Annotated in this window: 20 protein-coding genes; 4 read left to right on the top strand and 16 right to left on the bottom strand. The window is 62.8% G+C overall.

Annotated elements, in window-relative coordinates:
- Window positions 1-12: 12 nt before the first annotated feature.
- The 5 genes from serB to pgi all read right to left on the bottom strand — a co-directional run bounded on the left by serB (window position 13) and on the right by pgi (window position 8,018).
- Window positions 13-1,239: a phosphoserine phosphatase SerB gene (gene serB / locus C8E00_RS13110; RefSeq protein ID WP_133697974.1), complete on the bottom strand. Its 1,227-nt coding sequence runs from the start codon at window positions 1,237-1,239 to the stop codon at window positions 13-15.
- A gap of 109 nt (window positions 1,240-1,348) precedes the next feature.
- Window positions 1,349-3,604 (bottom strand): DNA topoisomerase IV subunit A, encoded by a 2,256-nt coding sequence (gene parC / locus C8E00_RS13115; protein WP_133697975.1) that lies wholly within the window; start codon window positions 3,602-3,604, stop codon window positions 1,349-1,351.
- Between the two features lie 155 nt (window positions 3,605-3,759).
- Window positions 3,760-5,640 (bottom strand): DNA topoisomerase IV subunit B, encoded by a 1,881-nt coding sequence (gene parE, locus C8E00_RS13120; protein WP_133697976.1) that lies wholly within the window; start codon window positions 5,638-5,640, stop codon window positions 3,760-3,762.
- 10 nt (window positions 5,641-5,650) lie between these two features.
- On the bottom strand, window positions 5,651-6,286 hold the full coding sequence (locus C8E00_RS13125) for a YqiA/YcfP family alpha/beta fold hydrolase (RefSeq protein WP_243833199.1): 636 nt from the start codon (window positions 6,284-6,286) through the stop codon (window positions 5,651-5,653).
- A 52-nt stretch (window positions 6,287-6,338) separates the two neighbouring features.
- A complete protein-coding gene (pgi, locus tag C8E00_RS13130) occupies window positions 6,339-8,018 on the bottom strand; it encodes a glucose-6-phosphate isomerase (RefSeq protein ID WP_133697978.1) in 1,680 nt (559 codons plus the stop codon).
- 140 nt (window positions 8,019-8,158) lie between these two features.
- Here pgi and cmoA point away from each other — a divergent pair, with 140 nt between their 5' ends.
- From cmoA to C8E00_RS13145, 3 genes are all read left to right on the top strand, one after another.
- The gene (cmoA, locus tag C8E00_RS13135; protein WP_133697979.1) at window positions 8,159-8,902 is read left to right on the top strand and encodes a carboxy-S-adenosyl-L-methionine synthase CmoA; all 744 of its coding nucleotides are present in this window, start codon (window positions 8,159-8,161) and stop codon (window positions 8,900-8,902) included.
- Entirely contained in the window at window positions 8,895-9,896 is a 1,002-nt protein-coding gene (gene cmoB / locus C8E00_RS13140; protein ID WP_133697980.1) for a tRNA 5-methoxyuridine(34)/uridine 5-oxyacetic acid(34) synthase CmoB, read from the top strand. Before cmoA ends, cmoB begins: the two co-directional genes overlap by 8 nt.
- A 63-nt stretch (window positions 9,897-9,959) precedes the next feature.
- Entirely contained in the window at window positions 9,960-10,745 is a 786-nt protein-coding gene (locus C8E00_RS13145; RefSeq protein WP_133697981.1) for an ATP-binding cassette domain-containing protein, read from the top strand.
- Between the two features lie 2 nt (window positions 10,746-10,747).
- Here the strand turns inward: C8E00_RS13145 and C8E00_RS13150 are convergent, their stop codons facing one another.
- The 9 genes from C8E00_RS13150 to C8E00_RS13190 all read right to left on the bottom strand — a co-directional run bounded on the left by C8E00_RS13150 (window position 10,748) and on the right by C8E00_RS13190 (window position 20,038).
- Window positions 10,748-12,823, bottom strand: coding sequence for an LTA synthase family protein (locus tag C8E00_RS13150; RefSeq protein WP_133697982.1), 2,076 nt, complete (start codon window positions 12,821-12,823; stop codon window positions 10,748-10,750).
- 188 nt (window positions 12,824-13,011) lie between these two features.
- A complete protein-coding gene (gene epsC, locus C8E00_RS13155) occupies window positions 13,012-13,923 on the bottom strand; it encodes a serine O-acetyltransferase EpsC (RefSeq protein WP_133697983.1) in 912 nt (303 codons plus the stop codon).
- Window positions 13,924-14,108: 185 nt separating this feature from the next.
- On the bottom strand, window positions 14,109-15,536 hold the full coding sequence (cysN, locus tag C8E00_RS13160; protein WP_133697984.1) for a sulfate adenylyltransferase subunit CysN: 1,428 nt from the start codon (window positions 15,534-15,536) through the stop codon (window positions 14,109-14,111).
- Window positions 15,537-15,609: 73 nt separating this feature from the next.
- Window positions 15,610-15,954, bottom strand: coding sequence for a four helix bundle protein (locus C8E00_RS13165; protein WP_133697985.1), 345 nt, complete (start codon window positions 15,952-15,954; stop codon window positions 15,610-15,612).
- A 178-nt stretch (window positions 15,955-16,132) separates the two neighbouring features.
- Window positions 16,133-17,050, bottom strand: coding sequence for a sulfate adenylyltransferase subunit CysD (gene cysD, locus C8E00_RS13170; RefSeq protein ID WP_133697986.1), 918 nt, complete (start codon window positions 17,048-17,050; stop codon window positions 16,133-16,135).
- A 377-nt stretch (window positions 17,051-17,427) separates the two neighbouring features.
- The gene (locus tag C8E00_RS13175; protein ID WP_133697987.1) at window positions 17,428-18,150 is read right to left on the bottom strand and encodes a metallophosphoesterase; all 723 of its coding nucleotides are present in this window, start codon (window positions 18,148-18,150) and stop codon (window positions 17,428-17,430) included.
- Complete coding sequence (locus C8E00_RS13180) at window positions 18,150-18,596, bottom strand: DUF1249 domain-containing protein (protein WP_133697988.1); 447 nt, start codon at window positions 18,594-18,596, stop codon at window positions 18,150-18,152. The genes C8E00_RS13175 and C8E00_RS13180 overlap by 1 nt, the downstream gene beginning before the upstream one ends.
- A 3-nt stretch (window positions 18,597-18,599) precedes the next feature.
- Entirely contained in the window at window positions 18,600-19,229 is a 630-nt protein-coding gene (locus tag C8E00_RS13185; protein WP_133697989.1) for an NUDIX domain-containing protein, read from the bottom strand.
- Between the two features lie 125 nt (window positions 19,230-19,354).
- Window positions 19,355-20,038: a tetratricopeptide repeat protein gene (locus C8E00_RS13190; RefSeq protein WP_208291936.1), complete on the bottom strand. Its 684-nt coding sequence runs from the start codon at window positions 20,036-20,038 to the stop codon at window positions 19,355-19,357.
- Between the two features lie 198 nt (window positions 20,039-20,236).
- Between C8E00_RS13190 and greB the strand changes: the two genes are divergently transcribed.
- Window positions 20,237-20,776 carry a transcription elongation factor GreB gene (gene greB, locus C8E00_RS13195; protein WP_133697990.1) on the top strand — a complete coding sequence of 180 codons (540 nt, stop codon included), beginning with the start codon at window positions 20,237-20,239 and terminating at the stop codon, window positions 20,774-20,776.
- 212 nt (window positions 20,777-20,988) lie between these two features.
- Here the strand turns inward: greB and C8E00_RS13200 are convergent, their stop codons facing one another.
- Both C8E00_RS13200 and C8E00_RS13205 read right to left on the bottom strand, forming a co-directional pair.
- On the bottom strand, window positions 20,989-21,984 hold the full coding sequence (locus C8E00_RS13200) for a class I SAM-dependent methyltransferase (RefSeq protein WP_133697991.1): 996 nt from the start codon (window positions 21,982-21,984) through the stop codon (window positions 20,989-20,991).
- Window positions 21,981-22,748 carry a methyltransferase domain-containing protein gene (locus C8E00_RS13205; RefSeq protein ID WP_133697992.1) on the bottom strand — a complete coding sequence of 256 codons (768 nt, stop codon included), beginning with the start codon at window positions 22,746-22,748 and terminating at the stop codon, window positions 21,981-21,983. Before C8E00_RS13205 ends, C8E00_RS13200 begins: the two co-directional genes overlap by 4 nt.
- Window positions 22,749-22,814 lie beyond the last annotated feature (66 nt).

A 22,814-nucleotide genomic window follows, 5' to 3' on the forward strand; every position in this document is an offset into this window, starting at 1 on the left:
TGTCTGGCAGCACTACAGGAGGCGAGCCAACTCATCCTCATGATAGCCCAGCAAGTACAATACGGCGTCCAGCCCCAACGTACTGATCGACTGCCGCGCCTGCTGACGCACCAACGGCTTGGCGCGGAAAGCAATGCCCAGTCCCGCGCTTTCCAGCATCTTGAGGTCGTTGGCCCCGTCGCCCACGGCCACCGTCTGCGCCATGTCCCAGCCTTCGCGACGCGCAATCTCGCCCAATAGCCAGGCCTTGCGATCGGCATCGATGATCGGCTCGCGCACCTCACCGGTGATCTTGCCTTCGTGAATCACCAGCTCATTGGCGTGTATCTCATCGAACCCCAGGCGCGCCTGCAGGTAGCGCGCGAAATAGGTGAAACCCCCGGAAATGATCGCCGTGCGATAGCCCAGGCGCTTGAGATGCGCCATCAAGCGCTCGACGCCATCCATCAGCGGGAGGTTTTCGGCAATCTCGCGCAATACCGACTCATCGAGCCTCTCTAGCTTGGCCATGCGCTCGCGAAAGCTCTGCTTAAAGTCCAGCTCGCCACGCATGGAACGCTCGGTGACAGCGGCCACCTCATCGTAGACACCGTGCCGCCGGGCCAGCTCATCAATCACTTCGGCCTGAATCAGGGTCGAGTCCATGTCGAAGCAGACCAGGCGGCGGTGGCGGCGCCACAGGCTGTCCTCCTGAATGGCAATATCCACACCATGCCGCGCGCCCAGCGCCAATGCCCGTTCACGCAGGTCGGGCAACGCGACCGCCGGGCCGCGCAGGAGGCACTCCACGCAGGCGCCGAAGGATGTTTCCTCTTCCAGCGAGGTCACGCCCGACAGGCGCTGCATGTGTTCGATGCTCAACCCATGCGCCGCCGCCAGTTCACCGAGCTCGGCCAGCATTGTCGTCGGCAGCCGTGGCCCCATCAGCGACACGATCAAGCGCGGCATCTCGGCCTGAGCCTTCAAGTTTTGCCCTCTATCCGCCGCTACCGCCTCGACCTCGACGGCAAGTCCCCGTTGGGCCAGGCCTTTCGCGGCGAGATGCTCGTTCAGTTGCGATGTGAAGGCATTGGCGCCTACCTCAGAATTCACCAGCATCTCGAAGGTAATGTGGCCCAACGCACTGTGCTGGTGAATGTCCACAAGCCGCGCTTGGCATTCCATCAAGGCCGCGCCTAGCGCTGCCAACTGGCCCGGATGGTCGGGACCGCCGGCGCGAATCAATAACCGCTGTGTCATATCACCTCTGGATCTAGATGTAAGAAGAAAGAACGGCGCCACGCGCCTGAAAGCGGGAAGAAAACCACAATATCCCACCTTGCGTCTTTCATCTTCTGCCTTCCTTCTTCTATTTCTCTTCGACCTCTAAGCGGTCGACTTTCTGGAAGCCACGCGACAACTTGCTGCCCCGACGTCCGCGTTCACCGACGTAATAGTCGAGATCGCGGCTCGAGAGCGTCTGCTTGCGTTTACCGGCGTGAACCACCAGCGAAGCGCCGGCGGGCAGCATGGCGAGATCACGCACGAACTCTTCCCGGTTGGCGGCCCGCGCGCCGGGAATATCGATCATCTTGTTGCCCTTGCCCTTGGCCATCACCGGCAACTGCTCGAGCGGGAACACCAGCAGACGCCCCTCGTTGGAGACCACGGCGATGCGCGTATCCTCGCCTTCCGGCACCGCCACCGGCGGCAGCACATTGCACCCCTTGGGCACGCTGAGCGCGGCCTTGCCCGCCTTGCTCTTGCCGATCAGATCGTCGAGCCGGGCGATGAAGCCATAGCCCCCATCCGAGGCCAGCAGGTAACGCGCCTCGGGGACATCGAGCATGACACCGACCATGCGCGCGCCGGCGCCGGGATTGACGCGCCCGGTGATGGGCTCGCCCTGACTGCGCGCCGAGGGCAGATTGTGCGCGGTCAGCGTGTAACTGCGGCCCGCGTCGTCGAGCAGCACCAGCGGCTGATTGGACTTGCCGCGCGCGGCCAGGTGGAAGCGGTCACCCGCCTTGTAGGACAGGCCGGCGGGATCGATCTCGTGCCCCTTGGCGCTGCGAATCCAGCCCTTCTCGGACAACACCACGGTGATCGGGTCGGCCCCGATCAGCTCGACCTCGGAGAGCGCCTTGGCCTCGCCGCGCTCGACCAACGGCGCGCGGCGTGCATCACCGTAATCGTCGGCATCCCGGCGCAATTCACGCTCGATCAGGTCGGTCAAGGCGGCATCGTTGCCCAGCAATTCCTTGAGGCGGTCGCGCTCGGCGAGCAACTCGTCCTGCTCGCCACGAATCTTGAACTCCTCGAGCTTGGCCAGGTGGCGCAGGCGCAATTCGAGAATCGCCTCCGCCTGGCGCTCGCTGAGCCCGAAGGCTTCGATCAACGCCGGCTTGGGCGCATCGTCCTCGCGGATGATGCGGATGACCTCGTCGATGTTGAGATACGCCGTGAGCAGGCCTTCGAGGATGTGCAGGCGATCCTCGACCTTGTTGAGGCGATGCTCGAGCCGCCGCCGGACCGTCGCCCGACGAAAGCGCAGCCATTCATCGAGGATGGCATTCAGCGCCATGACCCGCGGGCGACCGTCCAGCCCAATGACGTTGAGGTTCACGCGCACATTCTTCTCGAGGTCGGTGGTCGCGAACAGATGCGCCATCAGCGCCTCGACATCCACCCGATTGGAACGCGGCACCAGCACCAGCCGGGTGGGCGTCTCATGGGTCGACTCGTCGCGCAGATCCGCCACCATAGGCAGCTTCTTGGCCTGCATCTGCGCGGCGATCTGTTCCAGCACCTTGGCGCCACTGACCTGATAGGGCAGCGCGGTGACCACCACGTTGCCCTCCTCCAGCGTATAGCGCCCGCGCAGCTTCACCGAGCCGCGCCCGCTCTCGTAGAGCTTGGCGAGATCGCTCGGCGGGCTGATGATTTCGGCCTCGGTGGGGAAATCCGGCGCCGGCACGTAAGCCATCAGGTCGCTGACAGTGGCCTCGGGATGGCGCAGCAGATGGCAGGTCGCGTCCACGACTTCGCGCACGTTATGCGGCGGAATGTCGGTAGCCATGCCCACCGCGATACCGGTCGCGCCATTGAGCAGCACGTGCGGCAGACGCGCGGGCAGCACGGCCGGCTCGTCGAGGGTGCCATCGAAGTTGGGCGTCCAGTCGACCGTGCCCTGGCCGAGCTCGGAGAGCAGCACTTCGGAGAATTTCGACAGTCGCGCCTCGGTGTAGCGCATCGCCGCGAACGACTTGGGATCGTCGGGGCTGCCCCAGTTGCCCTGGCCGTCGATCAGCGGATAGCGATAGCTGAACGACTGCGCCATCAGCACCATCGCCTCGTAACAGGCGCTGTCGCCATGCGGGTGGAACTTGCCCAACACGTCGCCGACGGTACGTGCCGACTTCTTGTACTTGGCGCTCGCCGTCAGCGACAACTCGCGCATGGCATAGACGATACGGCGCTGCACCGGCTTCATGCCATCGCCGATATGCGGCAGCGCCCGGTCGAGAATCACGTACATCGAATAATCGAGGTACGCCTTCTCGGTGTATTCCTTGAGGGAGAGACGTTCGACGTCGCCCTCCTCCACATGGATGTCCATGGTCATAGCAAAGTGACCTTTTTCACGATCGTGGCATCGTCAAGGGCCGTGCCCTCTTCAACCTCTGTGATGAGCTGGAAGCTCAAAGCTGGAAGGGCCCCAGGCAAGGGCTCCCTCTTCCAGCTTCAAACTTACCGCTTAAACCTCCCGGCGGAGCCGGGTCATACCTCGATATCGGCGAGGTTGCCGTAGTCCTCGAGCCAGTTCTTGCGGTCGCCGGCGCGCTTTTTCGCCAGCAGCATGTCCATCATCTCGCGGGTGCCGTCATCCGCCGCGAGAGTCAACTGCACCAGGCGGCGCGTATCGGCGGCCATGGTGGTTTCACGCAATTGAAGCGGGCTCATTTCGCCAAGGCCTTTGAAGCGCTGCACGTTGGGGGTGCCGCGTTTGCCTTCCAGACGCTTCAGGATGGCAGCCTTCTCGCTTTCGTCGAGGGCATAGTGCACTTCTTTGCCCAGGTCGATGCGATACAGCGGCGGCATGGCCACGAACACGTGCCCGGCATCCACCAGCGCGGGGAAGTGACGCACGAACAACGCGCACAGCAAGGTCGCGATGTGCAGGCCGTCGGAGTCGGCGTCGGCGAGGATGCAGATCTTGTGATAACGCAGCTTGGTGAGATCGTCACTGCCGGGGTCCATGCCGATGGCCACGGCGATGTCGTGGACCTCCTGGGAGCTGTAGATATCGTGCGCCTCGACCTCCCAGGTATTGAGGATCTTGCCGCGCAGCGGCAGGATCGCCTGCGTCTCGCGATCGCGCGCCTGCTTGGCACTGCCGCCGGCACTGTCGCCCTCGACCAGAAACAGCTCGGACGCCGCCGGGTCCTGCCCCGCACAGTCGGCGAGCTTGCCCGGCAAGGCGGGACCGGAGGTCACTTTCTTGCGGGCGACCTTCTTGGCGCTCTTCTGACGCCGCTGCGCGGCATTGATCACCAGCTCGGCGAGGGCCTCGGCCTGGTCGACATGGTGATTGAGCCACAGCGAGAAGGCATCCTTGACCACGCCGGAGACGAAGCCCGCCACCACGCGCGAGGAGAGTCGCTCCTTGGTCTGGCCCGCAAACTGAGGATCGAGCAGCTTCACCGAGAGCACGAACGAGACGCGCTCCCACAGGTCGTCGCCGGTCAGCTTGACCCCGCGCGGCAACAGGCTGCGGTATTCGCAGAATTCACGCAGCGCGTCGAGCAGCCCGGAGCGCAGACCGTTGACGTGCGTGCCGCCGAGCGGCGTGGGGATCAGATTGACGTAGGATTCCTGCAGCAACTCACCGCCTTCCGGCAGCCACTGGATGGCCCAGTCGACGCCCTGATCGTCGTCCTCGAAGTGACCGAGAAACGGCGAGGAAGGCAACGTCTCGACATCGTCGGTGGCCTGGGCCAGGTAGTCGCGCAACCCATCCGCGTACTGCCAGACGCTCTCGGTACCATCGGCCTCGGTCAGCGTGACCTCGAGTCCGGGGCAGAGAACCGCCTTGGCGCGCAGCAAGTGCTTGAGACGCGGCAACGCCAGCCTGGGGCTATCGAAATAGCTCTCGTCCGGCCAGAACCGTACCACCGTTCCCTTGGCCTTCTTGGGGCAGCTGCCGATGACGGCGAGGTCTTCCACCTTGTCGCCGTGGGCGAACGCCATGCCATGCCGGTCGCCGTCGCGACAGACCTCGATTTCCAGGCGCCGGGACAGGGCGTTGACCACCGACACCCCGACTCCGTGCAGGCCGCCCGAGAAGCGATAGCTCGACTGCGAGAACTTCCCGCCCGCGTGCAGCCGGGTCAGAATCAGCTCGACGCCGGAGACCCCATGCTCGGGGTGCATGTCGATGGGCATGCCACGCCCGTCATCGGAGACCTCGATGCCGCCGTCATCATGCAGGCGCACGCGGATGTGGCTCGCGTGGCCGGCCAGCGCCTCGTCGACGCTGTTGTCGATGACCTCCTGGGCGAGGTGATTGGGGCGACTGGTATCGGTGTACATTCCGGGGCGCTTGCGCACCGGATCGAGTCCCGACAGGACCTCGATGGAACTGGCACTGTATTGCGTCATGCGTTGTCCATTATGTGGATTCGTCAGAGCGCGTTGGCGATCGTGGGGGTAGCGTCCACCCCCCGTGCGCGAAAATGGCCGGCAGATAATCGGCCAGCGCGCTGAAGCCGTGGTCGCCGCCGGGATGCACGAGCATCGAGGCACCGGCATAAAAAGCCAGCGCATCACGGCAATCCAGCGTTTCGTCGGCGCTGCCCAGCAGCACGCGATAGCGTCGCGGGTCAATGACACCGCTCGGGGTCATCGCCTCGAGCGCGGCGCCGTGTTGCGCGTCGATGGTGAAACGTTCATGGGTGTAGGGGTTCTCGAACGCCGCTCCCTCCCATTGCGCCACCAGGCGCGCCGGCCGCACCGCAGGATTGATCAACACCGCACGTAATCCGGCGCGTTCGGCCAGACAGGTGGCCAGGAACCCGCCCATCGAGCTGCCGATCAGCAAGGTGTCCTCGCCCAGTGCACGCAATTCGCGCTCGGCGCAGGCCAAGGCTTGATCGGGGCGGTGCGGCAATTGCGGCGTAACGCACCGAGGTGCCCCCCCTCCTTCGCTGGCCAGACGCTCGCAGCTGGCCGCGATCAGCTGCGCCTTGGGCGACGCCGCGCCGCTGTTGAAACCGTGCAGATAAAGAATGTCGGTCACGGACGTCATAGTCGCCACGGGCGTCACCAGCATACCGCAAAAACTGTACAAACAACCAGCCTCATGTCGCGTCCTGCGCCTGCCAGACGACATCGAGCAACCCACGACTGGAATCGTCCAGCGCCTCGGCGCCACGCCGCGACGCCAGAATCTGCTCGGTTTCGGTGGCGATCTGCTTGCCCAGCTCCACGCCCCACTGGTCGAAGGGATTGATGTCCCAGATCGTGGCCTGCACGAACACCTTGTGCTCGTAGAGCGCGATCAACGACCCCAGCGTGCGCGGCGTCAGGCGGTCGAGCAGCAACGTGGTCGAGGGCTGGTTGCCGCGATAGCGCTTGTGGCTGGGACGCGGGGCATCGCTGGGCAAGGCCTCGTCGCCCAGCATCAAGACCCGCGACTGGGCGATGCAGTTGGCCAGCGTCAAGCGGTGCTGGGCCTTGAGGTGGGCGCGCGTGGCGGGGTCTTCCACCCGATCGTAACGACGTACCGGCGCGATGAAATCGCACTCCACCGCCTGGGTCCCCTGGTGCAGCAGCTGATAGAAGGCATGTTGCGCATTGGGGCCAAGCTGTCCCCATAGTACCGGACAGGTGGAATACGGCGTGATCTCGCCGTCATTGGTGACCGACTTGCCGTTGGATTCCATCTCCAGCTGTTCGAGATAGCTGGCGAAATACTCGAGCCGGCCATCGTAGGGCAGAATCGAATGCGCACGCACGTCGAGGAAGTTCACGTTCCAGATCCCCGCCAGCGCCAGCAGCACCGGCAAGTTGTCTTCTAGGGGCGTGTCGCGGAAATGACGGTCCATCTCGTGGGCCCCCGCCAGCAGCTCGCGGAAGTTTTCCATCCCCACCGCCAGGGCGATGGGCAACCCGATGGCGCCCCACAGCGAATAACGCCCGCCGACCCATTCCCAGAAGCGCAGTTGATGACGCGGATCGATACCCCACTCGCTCATCTTCTCGGGCTTGGCCGAGACACCGACGAAATGCTGGCGCATCACCAGCTCGCCCATCTCGGTGTCCTGACCGCCGTCGGCCAGGCGCGTCATCAACCAGTCGCGCGCGGTCGAAGCGTTGGACAGCGTGTCGATGGTGGTAAACGACTTCGACGACAGCACGAACAGCGTCGTGGCGGGATTGAAGCGAGTCAAGTAATCGGCGAGCTGCGAGCCGTCCATGGTCGAGGCGAAATGAATATCGACCTGGTGCACGTCGCGTGGCCGGTAATCGGCCAGCGCATGGGTGACCATCAGCGGCCCCAGGTCGGAGCCGCCCACGCCGAGATTCACCACATCGGTGATCGGTCGCCCCGTGGCACCGCGCCATTGTCCCGCGTGACATTTTTCGACCATCGCCTGCATGCGCGCCAGCGTGTCATGCACGTCGGGCACGACGTCCTCGCCTTCGACCACCAGACGGGCCTCCGGCGGCAAGCGCAGCGCGGTATGCAGTGCCGGACGATCTTCGGACAGGTTGACGCGCTCACCGTTCTGCAAGCGCGCAATGGCGCGCTCGAGGTCCGCCTCGCGGGCCAGTTCGAGCAGCATCGCCAGCGTCTCGTCACGCCAGCGATGCTTGGACAGGTCCAACGTCAGCCCTGCGCCGCGTCGGGTGAAACGCGCATGACGACCGGAATGCTCGGTGAACAGGCTCGTTAGATGCACGTCGCGCATGTCGGCGGCATGCGCGACGAGCCTTTGCCAGGCCGGCGAATGGTGGATCATGGTTGACTGGCTCATGAAGCGTACTCTCCTTGACAAGCTCGCTGACGGCCCGCTGATGCCGCAGAGGCCCCTGCGGATGCAGAGCCATGACGCGGCGCGTACAATACTGCCACTTCCTGTGGCCTCGGCCACGCCTCGACACGATTGACTGGCTCATGAGTGACGCATCTTACCGTGACGCGATCTTTTCGACACCCCTCGACCGGGTGGCCAACTTTTCCTTCGACGAACAGGTCGTGGCCTGCTTCCCCGACATGATTCGCCGTTCGGTGCCCGGCTATGGCCAGATCCTCGGCATGCTGGGCCTGATCGCCGAACGTCATCTGCGTTTCGGCGCCCACGTCTATGATCTGGGCTGCTCGCTGGGCGCCGTGAGTCTGGCGCTCGCCGGCCGCTTGCCACCGGAGGCCTTCACCCTGACCGGCGTCGACCTGTCGCCGACGATGGTCGCCCGGGCGCGTGAAACGCTCGGCGAGGAATGCCCCGATCATCGCATCGATATCGTCGAGGGCGATATCCGCCATGTCGACTATCAACCCGCCGGCATGATCGTGCTCAACTTCACGTTGCAGTTCCTGCCCCCGGAAGACCGGCGAGCGGTCATCGAGCGCCTGTACGCCGCCCTCGAGCCCGGCGGCGTGCTGGTGCTTTCCGAGAAGATCGTGCTGCCCGACGAGCAGGAAAACGCCTGGCTGGTGGAACGCTACCACGATTTCAAGCGCGCCAACGGCTACAGCGACATGGAAATCAGCCAGAAGCGTACCGCCCTGGAAAACGTGCTGGTGCCGGACACCCTCGACGCACACCACGAGCGCCTGCACGAGGCCGGCTTCACCCGTGTCAGCACCTGGTTTCAGTATCTCAATTTCGCTTCAATGGTCGCGTTCAAGGATGCCTGATCGCTCTCTGCCCCCTGCCCAGCGTGCCCTGTTCGATGCCTTGCTCGATCACGGCCTGAGCGAATGGGTCGCCCGCCTGCCCGCGCAACTCGCCGCTGGCCTGGACCGCAAGCGCTTCGGCGACCTGGCCGCCTGGGAAAAGGCCGTCGCCAAACTGCCCACGCTGCCCGAGGCACGTGATGTCGCGCTCGACAGCGACAGCGTGCGTGTCGATCTCGCACTCACCGAGAGTCAACAGCGTCAGTGCGAGAACCTGTTGCGCAAGTTGATGCCCTGGCGCAAGGGACCCTACACCCTGGGCGGCATCCATATCGATACCGAATGGCGCTCGGACTGGAAATGGCAGCGTGTCGCACCGCACCTGTCACCACTCGAAGGACGCCGCGTGCTGGATGTCGGCGGCGGCAATGGCTACCACGCTTGGCGCATGGCCGGGGCCGGCGCAGCGTTGGTGCTGGTTATCGACCCCTCGCCACGCTTCTATTATCAATTTCAGGCGGTGCGTCATTTCGTGGGTGATGCCGACGCATGGCGCACGCATTTCCTGCCCGTCGGTATCGAGGACGTTCCCCCGCAACTCGACGCGTTCGACACTACCTTCTCGATGGGGGTGCTCTACCACCGCCCCTCTCCCCTGGAGCACCTGATGCAGCTCCGCGATACCCTGCGCCCGGGGGGCGAGCTCGTCCTCGAGACGCTGGTGGTCGAAGGCGACGCGAATACGGTCTTCATGCCCGGCGAACGCTATGCCGCCATGCCCAACGTGTATTTCCTGCCCTCATCAAAGGCGCTTGCGCACTGGCTACGACGCTGTGGCTTCGAGGACGTCCGTGTCGTCGACGAGGCCCCGACATCGCTGGAAGAACAGCGCAGCACCGAGTGGATGAGCTTCCACTCACTGGCCGACTTTCTCGATCCCGAGGATGCGACGCTGACCCGGGAAGGCTATCCGGCACCACGACGGGCCGTTCTGGTGGCACGCAAGCCAGCGTGACTTGCGCTTCTTCGGCACGCGAACGATAATACTTATCATTATCGATGTCGTAGGAGACTCATCATGCTGTCGCTCTTCAACACGGCCTTGGATGAGGCGCCACGCCTGGTGCCGTTCAGCGGCCGCCTGGTGCCCGGCGAATTGCTCGGTATCTGCGGACCGCATGGCGCCGGCAAGAGCACCTTGATCGGCTTGCTCGCCGGCCTCTACCGCCCCACGCGGGGCAGTATCTGCCTCGACGGACAGCCGCTGCACTGCTGGCCCAGCACCTATCGTGCCCAGCGCATCGCGCATGTCCTCGCGCCGCCGCAAAACATGGCCGATTGGCGCATACGCGACCTGATCGGACTGGGCCTGCTGGAGGGATGCTCGCGCGTCACGCAACACGGTGCCTCATCACCGCCCTGCCTGCCGCTGGCGGTGGAGACGGCACTCAAGGCGCTCGATCTGCAAGCCATGAGCGACCGCCCTCTGGGGACACTCGATCCCGCGAATGCTCAGCGCGCGATGATCGCACGGGCGCTGTGCCAAGTCTCGGCGGCCCCCCACTGTCCCTGTCGCCAGCGCCGTGACAACGGTATCCTGCTGCTCGATCTCGAGCCTCTCGCCCCCGATGAAGAGCAGCGGCTCTTGGTCGACCTGAGCGCCGTTTCCCGGCGCCATCGCCTGTGCATCGTGCCGGTCGTCAGTCAATGCGATGCCAGCCTCGCATGCTGCGACCGCGTGTGGTGGATGGATGCCGGCACACGCTGCGCCGACCTGTCGCCCTCGGTGCGCCATGTGCTGAAGGTGCAGGTAACGCCGGAGCCGGAGACATCACATCCCAAGGCGCAGGATGCCAGGCCTTGACGTCAATCGGCGGCGCCCGCGTCGGCCTGCAGGGCCTCACGCCGTATGCGCCAGTCTTCCAGCGCCATACGCGCCCGTGCGCGCTGCGTCTGCTCCTCGAGGGCTCGCGAGGGAGACGCCACCGACTGCAACGCGTCGCCCGACCAGCGGTAATAAGTCGGGTCGGCGAGACGCGTGGCAGCGCCAGCGTCGCTGACCATGACACCTCGTCCACCATCCTGGCGATTGAATGTCAGTGCCATCGGCGCTGCTTGTGGCGTGTACAGATCGCGCCCCATCCACGGCACCTGAGCATTGGACAGTGAATGCGCCCATAGCGTCGGGAAGATATCCCGATGGCTGGTCCAGTCGTCGACCTGCGCCTCGCCACCATTTCGGTAGGCCGGTGGAATCCACATCAGAATCGGCACGCCGAATTGATCGAACAGATCATGTCCATCGGGGTACTGAATGAGCGAGCGCGTATTGTGATCACCGGTGGCCGCGAACAGCGTATGGTCCATCAATCCATCGGCTTCGAGATGATTCAGGAAGCGCCCCATACTGTCATTGGCGTATTGATAGGTTTCGAGAATCGAGGTGCCCAACTCCGTCGAGACGGCCAGTTCATCGCCAAGACGCGAGACATTCAGGGGGGCGGGATCGTAATGCTCGGGAATCCGGTAAGGCGGGTGATTGGTGATCGAGAGCATCACCAGCATCAGCTTCTCGTCGTTGGCCTCGGCTTGCTGTAGAAGCTCCTCGGCGTAACGAAACATCCACTCGTCATAGAGCCCCCAGGTGCTGCCTTTGGCCGCGGGGAAGCGCTCACGGATCGCGCTTTCGCCCAATACATCATCGAAACCTTGGCGCATCAGCGCATCGTCAAGATCACGCCACTGCGTCGAACCTGCGGTCAGAAAGACGGTGTGATAGCCCGCCCGTTCATACGGCAGCACCGTCGACGTCGAATACTGACGATAGCCATAGCGACTTTGCGTCAATGGACTGATCGGCGTGTCGAAGAGGAGACCTTCCAGGGAAGGATGCGTTCCGTTTCCCGACGACAAGGCATGCGGAAAAAAATCCGCCTTTTCCTTCACCCAGGGACGCAAGCGGCCCAGTAGATCGTTATACTCGGCATCGTCGAAATCCAACGGATGACGTCCCCAGCTTTCCATCACACTCAGTACGACATGTGGCGGTTCCTCTTTTGCTATGGGAAGCGTGGGGGTCGTTTCGATCATGTGGTCGAGAACCGCCTGTGGGCTATTAGCCTGTGGCCAACCCAGTGCCTCTGCCGCCGCCATCGGGGAGCTGAAGCCGTAACGCGCCAGCCCCGACTGCGGATCGTCACCGATCCGGTTGGCCTGACGCTCCTTCCAGGCCAGATAAAGCGCTTCGGGGCCGCTGGGCACCAGGTCGTTGACGAAGGCATTCGCCGACACCGACATATGCATCTCGCGCAATGGAAACGTCCCCAGAGTGCCGCGCCCCAATCCGATCAATGCCACCCAGGATGCGATCACCACCAGCGTGGCACGACGCCATCCCAGTCGACGCCGGGCATGCCGACGGCCGCGCCGCATCAGGGCAATCTGGGTTCCCGTCATGCCGATCAAGGCGATCAACAAGGGAATAAAAGGATAATCGCTCCAGATCGTCTCCAGCACCGCCTGGGTGTCGTCTTCGAACAGCCCGAAGATCAGCGAATTGATCGGCCCCTGATAAAAATTGAAAAAGAAATGATTGATCAACGCCAGAAGATTGACCAAGACCATGATCGCGATGGCCCAGACCAGCCACAAGCGACGCCAGCCGGCCAGAAGGATGCGCGGGAAGGGGAGCAACGCCGTGGCCACTATCAGCCATGGCCCCAGCAAGACCGCCATGATCTTGGCATCGAAACGCATCCCCATCCAGAAGGCTTGCCATATCTCGCCGGTGGGGACGTCCAGGGTTGAAGGTGCATTCAATTGCCACAGCAGAACACGCATCAAGGTCAGGCTTGCCACACCGACCAACCCAAGGCGCCAGAGCTGGCGGTTCAATTCGCGCCAATGCTGCCAACGCGATAGCGTCACGGAATCGTTATACATTTGTCATCTCAATCTGGTAAGCGCGCACACTATACCGATATTGAGACTCGCTGACGATATGTTAGCGGACTAACGGGGGCGTCAAAAAGGGAAGCGGGAAGCGACGCATCGGCGCAGTGAACGGGGACCCACGAACGACGACGCGCGGCCGAAGCCGCGCGTCGCGATACCCGTCTGCCCCTGCCGTATCACGGGCAGGGACCGCTTTGCAGGTTGGCCTGCGTCACGTTGCTGCCCGGCTCCACGTCGCGTGTCAGCCAGACATTGCCGCCGATGATCGAGCCCTTGCCGATGGTGATCCGCCCGAGGATCGTGGCCCCAGCGTAGATGACCACGTCGTCTTCGACGATGGGATGGCGCGGCAGGCCTTTTTCGAGGTGGCCACGCTCGTCCGCCGGAAAGCGCTTGGCCCCCAGTGTCACCGCCTGATAAAGACGCACGTTGTTGCCGATGATTGCGGTTTCGCCGATGACCACGCCCGTCCCGTGATCGATGAAGAACCCCTCGCCGACCGTGGCTCCCGGGTGGATATCGATGCCCGTATCCGAATGCGCGATTTCCGCGATCATCCGCGCCAGCAACGAAAGATCCTCCTGGTAGAAGTAGTTGGCGATACGGTGATGGATGACCGCATGCACCCCCGGATAGCACAGCAGCACCTCATCGACGCTACGCGCTGCCGGATCACCATGATAGGCCGCCATCACATCGGCATCGAGGCGGCGGCGCAGCTCAGGCAAGTCGGCTGCGAACCCCTGCACGATGGCCACCGCGCGCGCCTCGGTATCGCTGGCATCCTGCCCCAATTGCCGGGCGATGTACTTAAGCTCCAGGCACACCTCGTGGCATAACGCATTGAGGGTGGCATCCAGCGTGTGACCGACGTAGAAGTCTTCGCTCTCGCGACGCAGGTCACTGGGCCCGAGGCGCATCGGAAACAACGCCCCGATCAAGTCGTCGGTAATGGCGCGAATGGCACTCCGCGACGGCAGTTCACGACAACCACGCTCGCGCGAACGTCCATGACGCTCGCGCCAGGTTTCGCGGGTAGCTTTCAACTGCGTCACGATTTCCTCAAGCTGCCAATCGACGTTATGCATACCTCACCGTGTCCTCAATGAATGCGAGTGACTCATGATAAGCCGCCTCATGATCGAGTGCGACCTCGATACCGCGTACTTTCGTCGCGCGACGCCTGTCTGATGGCACTTCCCCCACCCCCCGATGCAAAATACCCTTTCCCGCATGACGAGAAAGGGCATCAAATAGGCCGGGCGGACGACTATCAGCGTCCCAGCAGCGTGCGCACGTCTTTTGCTTCCCAATGCGGGAAATGCTTACGGATCAAGGCATTGAATTCGACCTCGAAGGCTTGCCAATCCACCTCGCCAGTGCCCGTACCGGTCCCTTCGGCGGCACCACGCACCATGCCCGCGCCCACGGTCACGTTGGTCAGCCGGTCGATGACGATGAAGCTGCCGGTGCCGGGGCTCACGCGGTAGTCGTCCACCGGGAGCGTACCGGCGACCTCGACACGGCAACGGCCGATGGCGTTGAGCCCCAGATTCTCGGCGGCGTGGTGCTCGAGCGTGTTGACGTCAATCTGGTAGTCGATCCGGCTGATCTTGCCCGCCAGGTCCCGCGTGGCGAGCTTGAGGTCGTACAGCCGTCCGGGCTCCAGCGCGGTATCGTGCATCCACACGATGTCCGCCTCGAAGGCGTCGGCCAGCGGCACCTCGGCGTCGGCGGCCACCAGCCAGTCGCCCCGCGAGATATCGATCTCGTCGTCGAGCGTGACGGTAATCGCCTGCCCCGGATACGCCACCTCGAGATCGCCGTCGAAAGTGACGAGGCGCGCCACCGTGGAGCGCTTGCCGGAGGGCAGCACCTTGACCGCCTGACCCGGCCGCAGGATGCCGGCCTCGAGCGTGCCGCAGTAGCCGCGGAAGTCGAGGTGCGGGCGGTTGACGTACTGCACCGGCAACCGCAGATCCGTGAGGTTCTGATCGTGGGTGACCTCGACGGTCTCGAGCAGTTCGAGCAGCGCCGGCCCCTCGTACCAGCTCATGGCCTCGCTCTTGTTGACGACATTGTCGCCTTCCAGCGCGGACAGCGGCACGAAGTGGATGTCCGGGGCATTGAGCTTGGCGGCGAAGTCGCGGTACTCGGCGACGATCTCGTCGAAGCGTGCCTGGGAATAATCGACCAGGTCCATCTTGTTGACCGCGATCACCAGGTGCTGGATGCCTAGCAGATCGGCGATGAAGCTGTGCCGCCGGGTCTGGGTCTGCACGCCGTGGCGGGCGTCGATGAGGATCACCGCGAGGCTGGCCGTGGACGCACCGGTGGCCATGTTGCGGGTGTACTGCTCGTGCCCGGGAGTGTCGGCGATGATGAACTTGCGCTTGTCGGTGGAGAAGTACCGATAGGCGACATCGATGGTGATGCCCTGCTCGCGCTCGGACTGCAGGCCGTCGACGAGCAGTGCCAGGTCGACCTGGTCGCCGGTGGTGCCGCTGGTCTTGGAAGCCTGGGTGATCGCCGCCAGCTGATCCTCGTAGATCATCTTGGAATCGTGCAGCAGGCGTCCGATCAGGGTCGACTTGCCGTCGTCGACGCTCCCGCAGGTGATGAAGCGCAAGAGATCCTTGTTTTCATGCTCGTGCAGGTAGGACTCGATATCCTCGGCGATCAAATTCGATTGGTGTGACATACCCATTCCCATAGCTGAAAGCTGGAAGCTAGAAGCTGGAAGAACCCCCAACCCCACGTAGCTTCCTGCCGATTCATTCGTTAGCAAGCTTGCCGATCAGCCCCGAAAGCATGGCGGCAACCTCATGTGTTTCCTGTAACCACCGGTTCCCGCACGCTTTATCGATGTAGCCAATGTCGATACCGATGTAGATTTGTGTTCTGAGCTCAGCGCATGAGCCCTTCGCAATCAGGAGAAAGTGACGCTTGTCCTTAGGTGTTCCTCGCGTCATCCCTTCTGCAATGTTGCTGGGTACCGAAAGCCCGGATCGCGTAATCTGATCCTTGAAACCGAAGTCCCGCAGGTCGCGCATCGACTTATAAAGCTCTGCCGACAGCCTGGCAGAACGCTTCCAAACCTGAAGTTTTTCGAAGTCCATAAGATGTCTATTTGCTTTTTCTTCTAACTTCCCGAACAAGCTTGAAGAGCGCCGCTGCGCGGCTGGAAGCTTGAAGCTGGAAGAGACCCCAAAGTCAAAACCACGCCCCAATGGCAGGAGCTAGTGGTTTTTCTTCCAGCTTCTAGCTTCCGACTTCCGGCTCTTCTGAGCCTTCGGCTCAGAAGTACCCCTCCCGCTTCTTGCGTTCCATGGACCCCGCCTGATCCTTGTCGATGGTGCGGCCGGAGCGTTCGCTGGTCTTGGTCAGCAGCATTTCCTGGATGATCTCGGGCAGCGTGTCGGCTTTCGATTCCACGGCGCCGGTGAGCGGGTAGCAGCCCAGGGTGCGGAAGCGGACCCATTTCTCTTCGGGAACCTCGCCTTCTTCCAGCGGCATGCGCTCGTCGTCGACCATGATCCAGGTGCCGTCGCGCTCGACCACCGGACGCGGGGCGGCGTAATACAGCGGGACGATGGGGATCGATTCCAGATAGATGTACTGCCAGATATCCAGCTCGGTCCAGTTGGAGAGCGGGAAGACGCGGATCGACTCGCCCTTGTTGATCTTGCCGTTGTAGATGTTCCACAACTCCGGACGCTGGTTCTTGGGGTCCCAGCGGTGGTGCTTGTCGCGGAAGGAGTAGACGCGCTCCTTGGCGCGGGAGGCTTCTTCGTCGCGGCGCGCGCCGCCGAAGGCCGCATCGAAGCCATGCTTGTCCAGCGCCTGCTTGAGCGCCTGGGTCTTCATGATGTCGGTATGCTTGGCACTGCCGTGATCGAACGGGTTGATGCCCGCCTCGACGCCTTCCTGGTTGATGTGCTCGATCAACTCCATGCCCACCTCGGACGCCATGCGATCACGAAACTCGATCATCTCGCGGAACTTCCAGGTGGTGTTGACGTGCATCAACGGAAACGGCGGCGTGCCGGGGTAAAACGCCTTGCGCGCCAGATGCAGCATCACCGACGAATCCTTGCCGATGGAATACAGCATCACCGGGTTGGCGAATTCGGCGGCCACCTCGCGGATGATACGGATCGACTCCGCCTCAAGCTGCTTGAGATGGGTCTGGCGTTCGGGAGTTATCTCAGACATCTGAAAACCTTGGTTGTTAGAAACGGGTGTTGAGGCGATTTGAAAGCCAGAGATGGAAGAAGTAAGACGTAAGACATAAGAGGGAAGACGTAAGAAGGAAGAAAACACAACTGCAACCCCTCGATACCTTGGCCTTGATCTTGGGGTTTCTTCCCTCTTCTAGCTTCCAGCCGCGAAGCGGCGCTCTTCCACCTTTGTTCAAAATCCCCACACCAGCGGTACGAGCCCGATGACGATGCTGCCGACCAACAGGCTCATGGCCCGTTACTCTACGCGTCATGGCGCTCACGGTACCCAGTGACACACGATAACGTCAAAGAATTAAGAAATATCTTTTAAGTACGAATAGGAATAAAAATTGGCTATGACGGCTACGCTCAAAGGTCGACGCGCTCGACCCAGGTCGACAACCGCTGCCCCACCAGATCGACTACCCGAAAGCCGGGGCGAGAGGCTTCGTCGAGCGTGAAATCATGTTGCCGAGGAAGAAACTGATCGGCCGTCGCGGGGCAGCCATAAACGGCAATGTCGCCATGGCGTGCCGCAAAAGCCTGATGAATATGTCCGCACAGCACCGCCCGCACCTGAGCATAGGCAGCCAGCGTCTGCCATAGCGCTTCGCGGTCCGCCAGCCCCAGCGCATCCATCCACGCCGAGCCGACCGACAGGGGTGGGTGGTGCATGGCCAGCAGCGTAGGACGATCATCCTCTTCGAGGCGCACGGCCAGGTCCTGCAAGGCGGCTTGGCCCAGCTCTCCCCCAGCCTGGCCGGGTATGCGGGAATCCAGCAACAACAGGCGCCACTCGCCAAGGTCGAGTTCGTCGTGGAAAGGATGCAACTCCTCCATGAACGCCGGATGGTCATGATTGCCGGTCATCCAGAACCAGGGGCATTGGAATTCAGTGAAGGTCTCGAAGGCATGGCGATACGCGGCCGGGGATTCGTCGTGGCCGATATCGCCGGTCACCAGCACGATGTCAGGGCGCAATTGCTGCGCTTGAGCGACGACGGCACGCAACTGGCGTAGCGGATAGCCAATGCGCGAGCGTGCCTCGGGATTGGCGCAGAGATGGCAATCGCTGATCTGGATCAGGCGCATCAAGGCAGCTCCGGCATGTCCGCGGTCAGTCCGTGGGCCAAGCCATGCTCCAGCCACTCCCCCAGGAACCGATTGAGCTGGAGCTTTTCATCGGGCTGATGCATGCGGGCATTGGGATAGCGATAGCGACCATGGAAATGCCGCTGGCGCTGGAAGTCGGTGACTTCCGCCATGCGTGCATCGTGATACAGATGCACGCGCATGCGCGGCGACTCGATGATGCCGTCCAATACGCCACTCTGCGACACTCGACAAATGGTGGTGTAAGGCGCGCATTCGAGCACTTCCAGCCATAGCGAGCCGTAGCGGTGATGCTCGCCGGCCAGGGCGACCTCACGAGTGTCACCGGCCTCCATGTCACCGAGCAGGCGACTCAGGCGCAGGTAATTGGCCGTGCATTCGCCCTGCAGGGACTTGAGGTCGTTGACATAGGCTGTTTTCGCCATCCTCTACCTCCTTGCCCGTAGTGAGGCGCGCTCACGCACCAACCAGTTCAAGGCGATCAAGGACATCGCGTTGTCGATGACGCCTTGCTCGAGCAGTGCCCACGTCTGAGCAAAGGACAGCACGTGGACCTGAATGTCTTCATGCTCGCTCTCGAGTCCGTGCACGCCACCCACGCCGTCGCTATCCACCAGTCCACAGAACAAGGTGACCCGCTCCGTGCACGCGCCGGGGCTCGGATAGTACGTATAGAGCTCGATCAACTCGCCGATATCGCACCCGGCTTCTTCTTGCGCCTCACGACGGGCGACCTCGGCGGTGGTTTCACCTGCGTCGACCAACCCGGCCACAGGCTCCAATTTCCAGGGACTGCGCGGATCGTCCAGTGCGCCGGCACGTATCTGCTCGACGTGCACCACACCATCGCGCTGCGGATCGTAAAGCAGCACACCAACCGCATCGTGGCGCACATGGACTTCGCGGATGACTCGCTCGCTCCATCGGCCATCGAAACGACGATGCCGGTAATGACGCCGCTCGAGACTGAAAAATCCCGTCTGCAACGTTTCATCGAAGCGTTCTTCGACCGATTCATGCGCATAACGCGGCGTGTAGGGGGAGAACTGTTCGGCCATGACGCCTCCTGACAGTAAAACCGCACACGAGGCGACAGGCGCCAAGGCGCGTCGTCCCGATACACGGCACAATGCGCCTCATTATCCCGACGCAGCATGGCAATGCCAACCGCGCCGGGCATCATCTATGACAATTCGTCCAATAGCCGTCGCGCTTTCTCGCGCAACGCCTGGTCAGAATCACGCCCCTTGCGGGCTTGGCCGTTCACGGCCTGCTGCGCGTGGCGACGGGCCTCGGCAAGGCGTCCCTCGTCGCGAAGATAGGTGGCATAGAAATAATGCGTGTCGATGCCTTGGGGGCGAATTTTCAGTGCGCGTCGCAGCAGTTCACCGGCCTTGTCGTCGTCACCGAACGATATCGGCCAGCCCGGCGCACGATCGTAAAGCGCTCCCAGCGTCACATAGGCGGCGCCGTCATCGCCGCGCGGATCGAGCGCGATGGCATGTTCCAGCGCCTTGCGTGCGCGCGTCGCCAGATCCAATGCCCCCAGGCCACCCTTCGCCTTGGCGTAGGAGGCAAGGATCACGCCCTTGGCCGTCAACACATGCGGATCGTCGGGATGCGCACCGGCGAGCGCATCGGCTTCCTGTGCCAGGCTTGCCAGCGCCTTTTCCTGTGCCGCGCCCTGCATCCCGTACTCGACGTTTCCCCATCGCGACATCAGTGGATACACAGCGACAGACGCGGCGTCGGCCCACGCCAGAGCGCTACTGAACGTGCCGATCAACACGGCGCACAAGACCACATGAAGACGTGCCGATATGAAACGGTATCGACGGTTGGTTCCCGCGACTTGACGATGCTGCATGACAACCTCCTGGCGTGCTGCGCCGTTGCGATAGTAGGCATGTTCACTCGCCCTGAAATGTAACGAACGTTTGAATCAACCGCTAAGTCGATTCGTCGTAGGGCAAGGCATCGTCTCGACGAGCCGTGCAATGGGCAGCGGGGTTGGCGTGCCGGCAAGGCTTGCGTAGGGTAAGCATTCCACGCTCTGGAGGTAGGCATGAAAGGCCGCAACATGACCCGCTGGCGCGACCCCGCCAAGGACCCGCGCCAGGAAAAGAAGAGTCCGCTGATCACGGCACAGGGCTATGCTCGGCTCAAGGGCATCCATGAGCATCTTTCCCGTGTCAAACGTCCCGCGCTGTCCGCCAAGGTCGGCGAAGCCGCCGCTCAGGGAGACCGCAGCGAAAACGCCGATTACACCTACAACAAGAAAGAACTCAACCGTGTCATCGCGCGCATTCGCTATCTCGGCAAGCGCCTGGACGAGGTGCAGGTCGTCGACCGTCTGCCCGCCGACACCTCACGGGTATACTTTGGCGCCTATGTCACGCTCGAGGATGAAGACGGCGAGGAACTGGCGATTCGCATCGTCGGCCACGACGAAACCGACACCGACAGGCATTGGGTCAGCGTCGATGCCCCGCTCGCCCGCGCCTTGCTCGGCAAGGGACTCGACGAGGACGTTACCGTCAACGCCCCGGCCGGCGACACCACCTATGTCATCACGGATATCGCCTACGCCGATCCCGATGCCTGACAACGCCCTTCACCGCCGAGTGCTGCAACCGCCTCGACATCCATGCTTTCAGCGTTTTGAAAGATGCGCTAAGAGGGTGTTTACAAAAGGGCTGCACTCGACAATCCAGCGTTAAAATCGGCCTCAAAATACTCATTTACCCCACGTAAACTCCGTTATTTCAGCCAATTTTGCCTTGTCTTGACTTCGCTCGCCTGTTTTGTAAACGCCCTCTAACGCTTGATGGCGCGATAAACCCGGAACCGCCGGTCGTCTGCGAGGGTCGTGACGTCACCGAAGGTGTCTGCCAACACACGGGGATACGGCAAGAAGGCGTTGGCGACCAGAATCAGGCTGCCACCCCGCACCAGCTTGTCGGGTGCCTCGCGTATCAAGCGCGCCGCCGGACCGTAGTCGACGGCACGCTCCTGGTGGAAAGGTGGGTTACTGACGATCGCGTCGAATGGCCCCGTCACGTCGCCGAAGACATCGCTCTGCCACACGTTCCCCGCCACCCGGTTGGCCTCTAGCGTGCGGCGCGTCGCGGCCACCGCGAAGGCGTTGCTATCCACCGCCGAGACGCTTGCACCTCGTATCCCCAGCCAGGCAGCGAGAATGCCATCACCAGATCCCATATCGAGCAGATGACGCCCCGCCGGGTCACCGAGCGCGCCGGGCAATGTCTCGAGCAGCAAGCGCGTGCCGTCGTCGAGCTTGCCATGACCGAATACGCCGGGATGGCTCGCCACGTTGAGCCCCGCGGCCTCGAACGTGGTCCAGGCCGCGTCCGGTGACAGCGACAGCGGCGCCGTACGCGTGGCATACAACGTGCAACGTCGCGCATTATCCACCTTGCGGCACCCAAGCCCCAGTGCCGCCAACGACTTGAGCACACGCTTGACCCCGCCCTGGTGCTCGCCGACGACCTGCAACGGCGTCCCCTCGGGAAGCGCGGCACACAGCGCCAGCAACCACCACTCGCCCAACGCATGCGTCTTGGGCCAGAACAGCACCGCGCCGGGCACCGGCGCGGTCAACGTCGGTGCCAGCTCAGCATGCACGGGACGTCCGCGCGCGCGCCAGGCGTGGCAAATCGCGGCATCGGCACTCCACACACTGCCGCCCACGGTGTTGAGCCATGCGTCGTGAGGCGGCGCGACCCACAACCAGTCGCGGTACGTCTCCGACTGACGCTCGAGCAATTGACAAGGGGGCGTCTCGGCGCTCATGACGCGGTCTCCGGTTTGAAGAGTGTATAATGCAGGTAACGACCCAGCCGCCAGTGGGGGTCTTGCCGACAATGACGGCACTCGAGCTCGAGGAGCTTATCGAGCGAGACATCGCGATCGGCTAGATAGTCATGAAAGATACGCACGCCGGTGACCGAGACCAACGATAGTCCTGCCTCCGCGCTCCATGCACGCACCTGGGCATCGGTGAGCGGGGAGATTGGCGTCAGGCGCTGGCGTTTGCCGAGCCCTTCCAGCCGATCGTCGAGTGCCTTATCCAGATTGCCTTTGATCACGTTGGAGAACCGCAATGCATCGCGGTTGAAGACCATCAGCGACAGATACCCGCCCGGCGCCAGCAATGTGGCGAGTTGCGTGAAGGCAGCCTCCGGGGCCGCCAACCACTCCAGAACCGCATGGCATACGATCAGCCCCCAAGGTCCCGGTGCGCGTTCCGGCAATGCCTGCCAAGGGGCATCGACGGGCGTGACAGCCAGGCCACTTATGTTCGCGATGGCACGCTCGCGCATGTCCCGCGAGGGCTCGACCATGGTCACCGCATGGCCGCGCTGCGCCAGCCACATGCTCATTTGGCCCAGACCGGCGCCCACATCCAATGCAGGACGCCCATCGGTGGGCAGTTCGTGCGATAACACGTGCTCCAGCACCGCCAGACGAATCGTTCCTCGCGGCGTCCCGTAGAGGCCACGTTCAAACTTGTCGGCCAGGCCGTCGAAAATACGATCGTGGGTGACCAATGACATCCCCTATCTATCCAGCTTTTTCTAAAATGTCGGCGATTGAAGACACTTTTCCGCCCAAAGCCTGGC

The sequence above is a fragment of the Chromohalobacter marismortui genome (assembly GCF_004364315.1).
GTDB classification, from domain to species: domain Bacteria; phylum Pseudomonadota; class Gammaproteobacteria; order Pseudomonadales; family Halomonadaceae; genus Chromohalobacter; species Chromohalobacter marismortui.